This is a genomic window from Chamaesiphon sp. VAR_69_metabat_338 (assembly GCF_031423935.1).
Lineage (GTDB): Bacteria > Cyanobacteriota > Cyanobacteriia > Cyanobacteriales > Chamaesiphonaceae > Chamaesiphon.
In genome coordinates this window covers 1-5338 of record NZ_JANPGM010000520.1, presented here as the reverse complement: position 1 = coordinate 5338, position 5338 = coordinate 1, and the positions used below count along the sequence as shown (strand labels likewise).

Annotated in this window: 4 protein-coding genes and 1 pseudogene; all 5 read right to left on the bottom strand. The window is 47.3% G+C overall.

The features are described from left to right. Nucleotides 1-1356 (bottom strand): tetratricopeptide repeat protein (locus RMO84_RS14465; RefSeq protein ID WP_310489149.1); only part of this gene is annotated, 1356 nt, incomplete at its 3' end. 289 nt (nucleotides 1357-1645) lie between these two features. Beyond that, nucleotides 1646-2488: an AAA family ATPase gene (locus RMO84_RS14460; RefSeq protein ID WP_310489148.1), complete on the bottom strand. Its 843-nt coding sequence runs from the start codon at nucleotides 2486-2488 to the stop codon at nucleotides 1646-1648. Between the two features lie 116 nt (nucleotides 2489-2604). Beyond that, on the bottom strand, nucleotides 2605-3651 hold the full coding sequence (locus RMO84_RS14455; RefSeq protein WP_310489147.1) for an RNA ligase: 1047 nt from the start codon (nucleotides 3649-3651) through the stop codon (nucleotides 2605-2607). Between the two features lie 223 nt (nucleotides 3652-3874). After that, nucleotides 3875-4819, bottom strand: coding sequence for a MoxR family ATPase (locus RMO84_RS14450; RefSeq protein WP_310489146.1), 945 nt, complete (start codon nucleotides 4817-4819; stop codon nucleotides 3875-3877). A 145-nt stretch (nucleotides 4820-4964) separates the two neighbouring features. Then, nucleotides 4965-5338 (bottom strand): annotated as a pseudogene (locus tag RMO84_RS14445) (DUF4350 domain-containing protein); the annotation flags it as partial.

Here is a 5338-nt window from a genome sequence, read left to right as displayed (position 1 = left end):
GTCTGGTTGACCCAGGTAATATAAAGCCAAGCCTTCAGCATACAATCCAGTTTCATCTCGATTGGTAGTTACCACATCCAAGGATTGAGTTTGGATCGATCGGGCTAAGTTAAAATCACTCATTGCCTTATCCTCATATTTCAGATCGTGATACAGCAATCCTCGGTGATATAGAGCGCAAATAAAACTTGGTTGGCTATCGAGCACCTTAGAAAAATTAAACACCGCTTCTTGTTTGAAACCAGATAATGATTGGACTATGCCCATCAAATAATTAGCTGGGACTGAGTTGCGATCGACTTCTAAGACCCGATTGCAATCTGTCATTACCGCTGGATACTCACCGTGGCGAAAGTAGATCCAACTGCGTTGGATATAAGCATTTAAATCTTGTGGCGCAAGCTGAATCAAATGATGATAATCGGCTAAAGCCGCATGCAGATTGCCAATTTCCGTATGAATTACACCCCGTTGATAATGCGCGGTAATGAGCTGAGGGTTTAAATAAATTGCTTGGCTGCACTCGCTCAATGCCTGGATATAATCGCCACGATTGATATAAATATTGGCACGATGGAGATAAACCTGTCCCTGACTGGGATCGAGGGCGATCGTGCGATCGAAATCGCTCATCGCCCCCGTCAAATCGCCTAATCGTTGGCGGATCCGACCGCGTCTGCGATAGAAAAGTGCTACATCGTGCTGGAGATCGATCGCGCTGTTGAGATCGGTTACTGCTAGGTGTGCATTACCGACACGTTCGTAACAGATGCCCCGATAATAGTATGCGTAGCAATCATCGCTACGTAAGTTGAGATACTGAGTAAAATTAAAGATTGCTAGTCGATCGTTACCGAGCTGAAAATGAGCGCGAGCATTTAACCAACGAGCGACAACATCGTGGGGCTGCCGTTCGAGCATAAATTTACAATCAACCAAAATCCCTGGGTAATCGCCCAGTTTGGTGTTGATGAGCGCGCGACAATGATACAAGTCTGTATTGTCAGGATCTCGTTGGATTGCGCGATTGCACGCCACTAGAGCCGCAGGATAGTCTTTTTGCGCGTAGTAAACTCGCGCCAAACCTGCCTCGGCAACTGGATGAGCCGGACTTAGTTTGAGTGCGGTTGTATAGTCTATCGCTGCCTGTGGATAATCTTTTAACGCCAACAACGCTTTGCCCCGCTCGCAATAAGCCGCCACACAATCGGATGCTAGAGCGATCGCTTGTGTGTAGTAAGCAATCGCCCGCTCGATATCGCCTCTTAAGGCATAGTTATTACCCTGTTGGCACAATTTCTGAACTTGGGTGTTGATTAGCTGCTTCGGTAAATCCAGCGTTTGTGCAGATGCCAACTTAATGTGTGAGTCCGACATAGATGGTAGGTTTGTCAAGATTACTTCAGTAACAGAAGAGCGATTGAAGCGCATAAGTCTTTCCTCTAGCTAGATTTTGCCGCAGCTAGAGATTCTTGCCAGCAGGATTCAGACAAGATGAGACTATTTACTCACTTATCATGCCCAAGTCGATCGACTTTATCGCTACATCATCGGTATACTTTTTATAATCGAATCTCTACCTTTAATCGTAGTTATCAAACTTACAATGAGTATTTAAAATTCAGCGTAATGTCAATGTTTCGGTTTAAAATTCATAGTCGGGGTTGCCAACCTGAAAAACATTCAAACCAAGATTGCGCCACATTCTACAGACCTTGGGTCGATCGTCAATGACACCGATGACATTGTAGCGATCGCGGATATGAAAGTAATATAGTTCGGACTTGAGGATTTCATCGGGACGCTGGTCGTCAGCCGGACGCATGAATAGATTTTTGTAGTTAATTTTGTGCTCTTTGAGCCAAGCAACTGTCAGATCGTAACAAACGTTCGATCGACCAGATAACAGTAAAATTTCGGTACCGCGTCCCAATTTCTCGATCGTCTGTGCCACTGGCAGATTGAGAGCATCCTCCCCGACGCGATCCCAGGCAAATGGAGATCGACCCCGATCTAGTGCTAAGGTACCATCGATATCGACTAAATAACAATCGGGCAACTGCGGATCGTAAGCTGGCGGCGACTCCGGTACATGTAAATAGTCATAATACATCTGTTCGATCGCTTGTTGTCCCACCGAATTCGATCGCACCAAATCGCGCCGAATACACTCCGCCAAAGGCACATCGGTAAAATCTTGGATCTTCAGTTCTGCCTGATGCTTGGCAGCTAGTTCCGTCGCCCGCTGCAAATGCACTGGATTGAGATTAGTATCCGACCAAATCACCGAATAACCTTGCTCAAAGTAATACTCCGTCAACAGATCGCGGACTTTGACAATCCGTTTTTCGCGTTTATTCGTACCGCTCAATTGCAACCTCAGATCGTCCTTGCACAAGTTCGCAGTCTCGGGATATTTTTGGATGTATTCTTTCGCCCAGGTGCTTTTGCCACTTGCGGGTAAGCCTTTTGTGAGGATGAGTTTCATGATTTAGGGGATAGGGGATAGGAAAGTAGGGGGTGAATGGGTTAGTTGGTTAGATAGAAGAATGACGCAGAGCGTCTTAAGAACCTAAAGCCTACTCCCTCCCTATCCCCTATCCCCTATTCTCTATCCCCTAACTGAAACGGACGTTCGTAACCCGGTTTGATGAGTTTCCAGATGACTTGGCTGTAGTCTCTGCCGTCGAGCATGAGAAATAAGACGCCAGGATATTTTTGGGTTTGGAAATACATGGCAGTTTGGCGTCTGTCACCTAAGTCTTTGAAAGCTTGCTGGCATTCGGTTTCGATCGCGCGATACTTAGTTTCTAGTTCGAGCTTGGTATCTTTAACCCAGTTATAAAATTCATCGGGAACGGAATCGAGAAACTGCGCTAGGCTCTGGTTTTGGCTCAAACATTCCCAAATATCTTTGGATTGAATTCTGGTGATAATTCGGTGCAGCCGGACATAATCGGCAAGTTTGTACTTGAGTCGAAAGCCATTCGGCCATTTGAGGATAAAACCTTCCTGGTTGGCGAGTTCGGCTTGAGTGGCTTCGATCGATTTAATCCATTCCGGTAAAGTTGTAGCTGGATAAGTCTGCGCTCGATCGATCCAGTCTACTTGCGCCAGTGCTAATTCGGCACCAGTTCGAGTATGCACTGCCGCTAGCAATACCAGCCGCTGCGCTGCACCATAGTCCACAACAATCCGATTGCTCGGATAAATAATTTCCAGCAAGTAGGTATATTCTCGATCTAGCTTATTCAACTCTGCTTGTCGATCGGCAAGTAATACCCGTGCCATTTTCGCTTGATCTGAGGCAAAACTACCGCGTGAGGCCACTTCCCACTGACCTTGATAGTAAAACAGAATAATTAACGATCCATCAAGCTTCTCGTAGATTTCTGGCACGCCTTCTGGTAAGGTGCCCTGATGTTCGCTGAGATTGAAAAACTTGGGCAATGGTCGCGCCGCTGGCAAATAATTATCATCCAACACCAAACCCCGACAGTGTAACGTCGCCGCCACCCAATGGCGATCGAATTGTGCCTTGGCAGTGTAGTTATAAATCTTCAGAGGTAAACTAGGATGCGTCTGGCAAGCGATATACCCATGCTCGATGAGCGTCGGTAATGTCTGCGGGTCGAAGGGTAAGTCAGTCAAGCGTGTTTTGTGTATGAGATATTTGGATAACTCTAAGTTAATCGATCGACCTTCCCCCAGCCAATTTGCGATCTAATCGCTCAAGCTCTTTCCCTGAATAGGATACAAGCCAGATCGATCGTTTCACCCCAGGGATACCCCGAACTATTAACGATAGATTTATTACTCTTTGGTGCGTTACTCTTCGAGATAACACACCCTACGATCTACTCCCCGCTCCCCGCTACCTCGGCACCGGCACTCGATCGATCGCCCCAGCAATCACAGTATCGATTTCCAAGCCATCTAACTGCGCTTCGGGACGCAAAACCAGTCGGTGGCGCAATAAGGGAATGGCAACTTGCTTGAAATCATCGGGCACTACCATCTCGCGGCGATCGAGCCAAGCTGCCGATTTGCTAGCATGTAACCAGGCGATCGCGGCACGGGGAGAGGCTCCCAGACTGAGATCGGGATGTTGGCGGGTTTGTTGGACTAAGGCGAGCAGATAATCGATCGCATTATCGTTGACAGCGACTTGCTGCACGGATTGGCGAGCAGCAAGACAGTCGGCGACAGTGGCAACTGGCAACAATTTTTTGTCCGCGATTCTCGATCCTGGCTGGCTGAGTCGTGCGGTAGAGAGCAATTCGCGTTCGGCAGCAGCGGCGGGATAATCGACGATGAGTTTGAACAAGAATCGATCGAGTTGCGCTTCTGGTAATGGATAGGTGCCTTCAAATTCTAATGAGTTTTGAGTCGCGATCGTCCAAAATAGCTCCGACAATACCATTGTTTCACCATCGAGGGTGACTTGCCCCTCTGCCATGGCTTCGAGCAGTGCGGACTGGGTTTTAGGTGGGGTGCGATTGATCTCATCAGCGAGGAGAATCTGGGTAAATACCGGCCCCTTTTTGAGGACGAATTCCTGATTTTTGAGGTCGAAAATATTCGTTCCCAAAATATCAGCAGGCAAAATATCTGGCGTCAATTGAATCCGCTTGAAATCAGCTTGAATGAGTTGTGACAGCACCCTAGCTAGCATGGTTTTCCCCGTACCGGGTACTCCTTCCAAAATCACATGCCCACCAGTCAGCAAGGCAATTAGCAGCTGTCTGGTAGTCTCTTCCTGTCCGAAGACAACTTCTTGTAATGCATTGCTGAGTCGATCGAAGATGGCGTGTGTCATTTCAGGGGATAGGTGATAGGGAATAGGGGTTAGGGATAGAGAGTTAAAAGACTGGGAAACTGGGAAACTTTGAGACTGGGAGACTGGGAGACAAAAGAACGCTTGCGCTCAAACTAGCTATTAACTATCCCCTATCCCCTATTCCCTATCCCCTATTCAGTTGTCGATCGATCGTGCGGACTTTAGCCAGCCAGCTTGTCAATTCACTCGGAGTCAAGCGTCGTGCTGTCGTGGTTAATTGTAAAACAAAGCGGAGATCTTCGGTCGGTAATTTGGTCTGATTTTCCCACGCAGTAATTAATGCTTGTGGTTCCACCAATCTTGCTTTACCCAAACCGAGTTTTTGCTGCCAAGCTAATTGCTCGGCTCTACCGATATTTTGCAGCGCAAATTCACTGCTATTGGCTTGACGGAGCACGCCGCTCAGAGCTTGGATATAAGCTTCGCTATTATCAATTTCTGGCAGTTTGGGAATGATAACTTTACCATAGCGGCGATTTTGTTGCCAAATTACGTCGA

What these genes read in the sequence shown, in the direction of transcription:
- RMO84_RS14450 (WP_310489146.1), bottom strand. Translation starts at nt 4,819, where the DNA reads ATGACACACGCCATCTTCGATCGACTCAGCAATGCATTACAAGAAGTT.
- RMO84_RS14460 (WP_310489148.1), bottom strand. Translation starts at nt 2,488, where the DNA reads ATGAAACTCATCCTCACAAAAGGCTTACCCGCAAGTGGCAAAAGCACC.